At 68.5% G+C, this 1,552-nt stretch carries 4 protein-coding genes; all 4 read left to right on the forward strand.

Features of this window, described 5'->3' with window-relative positions; genetic code table 11:
- Positions 1 to 213, forward strand: a 213-nt coding sequence (locus D183_RS24390) for a CD225/dispanin family protein (protein ID WP_017908844.1), incomplete at its 5' end; no start/stop codon positions are given.
- Between the two features lie 56 nt (positions 214 to 269).
- Entirely contained in the window at positions 270 to 692 is a 423-nt protein-coding gene (locus D183_RS0109870; protein ID WP_017908845.1) for a DUF2752 domain-containing protein, read from the forward strand.
- Between the two features lie 76 nt (positions 693 to 768).
- Entirely contained in the window at positions 769 to 1,107 is a 339-nt protein-coding gene (locus tag D183_RS0109875; protein ID WP_026144348.1) for a CD225/dispanin family protein, read from the forward strand.
- A 5-nt stretch (positions 1,108 to 1,112) separates the two neighbouring features.
- Positions 1,113 to 1,520, forward strand: coding sequence for a DUF2752 domain-containing protein (locus D183_RS0109880; RefSeq protein ID WP_017908847.1), 408 nt, complete (start codon positions 1,113 to 1,115; stop codon positions 1,518 to 1,520).
- Positions 1,521 to 1,552 lie beyond the last annotated feature (32 nt).

A 1,552-nucleotide genomic window follows, 5' to 3' on the forward strand; every position in this document is an offset into this window, starting at 1 on the left:
CTGCCGCTGGGCATCGTGTCCATCGTCTACGCCTCGCAGGTCAACACCAAGCTCGCCGCGGGCGATGTGGCCGGTGCGCGCGATTCGTCGGACAAGGCCAAGAAGTGGGCGATCTACTCGGCGGCGACCTCGGTGGTGCTGATCGTGCTGTACATGATCTTCCTCTTCGCCCTGGGCGGCCTGGGCATGATGCAGCAGTCGTCCATGTCCTGAGCGCCGCGGCCGCCGTCGCCTGCGACGGCGGCCGGCCACGCGATCGTCCGCCTGACATGTCCCTTCAGCGCCTGCAGTCCCTGCCCCGCTGGCTGCCGCTGGCCGCACTGAGCGGCGCCGCAGCGGTCGCCACCGTGGTGCTGCGCCGGGTCGATCCCAATGTCCCCGGCAATCCGCTGCCGGGTTGCCCGTTCCGCGCCCTCACCGGCCTGTATTGCCCCGGCTGCGGCAGTACCCGCTGCCTGCACGCGCTGGTGCACCTGGACCTGGCCCATGCCTGGACCAGCAATCCCCTGCTGGTGGTGGCACTGCCGCTGCTGGCGATCATGGCGCTCAACGCCGCCGGCCTGCGCCTGCGCCCGCTCGCGCCGCTGCTGAAAATCCTCGCCGACCCGCGATTATGGCTATGGGTGCTGCTCGGCTATGCGCTGCTGCGCAATCTGCCCTGGTATCCCTTCACGCTGCTCGCGCCGCACTGACGGCCCGCCACCTCCGCACCGCAGCGACTCGTCTAGACTCACCGACTGCCGTGCGCCACCCCTCAAGGAGATCCACATGAGCACCGTCAGCCCTGTCACGCCGCCGCCGCCCGCTCCCGGCCCGGTCCCCAACCATCTGGCCTGGGCGATCATCTCGACGGTGCTTGGCTTCTGCTTTTGCTGCCCGTCGTTGATCACCGGCATCGTCGCCATCGTGTTCTCCAGCAAGGTCAACGGCCTGCTCAACCAGGGCGACCTGGAGGGTGCGCGTCGCGCCTCCAACACCGCCAAGACCTGGTGCTGGGTGACCACCGCGCTGGCCATCATCGGCATACTCTTCACCACCTACAAACTCTCTACCGGCGGCATGCAGGGCTACATGGAGTTCATGCAGCAGATGCAGCACGCGAGCTGATCGGCATGCGCGCCTGGCAACAACGGGCGTGCCTGGGCGCCGCCGCCGCGTTCGCGGCCGGCGGCGCCACGCTGCTGTACCGCTTCGATCCCAATGCCGCGAACAACCCGTTCGCGCCGTGCATGTTCCATGCGCTCACCGGCTATTACTGCCCGGGCTGCGGCATGACCCGCGCCCTGCATGCGCTGGTGCACCTGGACCCGGTCGGCGCGTTCGCGATGAATCCCGGCGCAATGCTGGGCCTGGCCCTGTTGCCGGGCCTGATCGCCTGGAAGGCCGGCTGGCGCGCGGCCTGGTTTGCGCCAGTCGTGAGCGTGGTCTCGCGGCCGAATTTCTGGCTGGTCGCCCTGCCGGGCTACTGGATCGCGCGCAACCTGCCGTGGTTCCCGTTCACCCTGCTGGCGCCGCACTAGCTGTGTAAACCCACCACGTTGTTCAGTGGAAT

The sequence above is a fragment of the Xanthomonas sp. SHU 199 genome, from assembly GCF_000364665.1.
Lineage (GTDB): Bacteria > Pseudomonadota > Gammaproteobacteria > Xanthomonadales > Xanthomonadaceae > Xanthomonas_A > Xanthomonas_A sontii.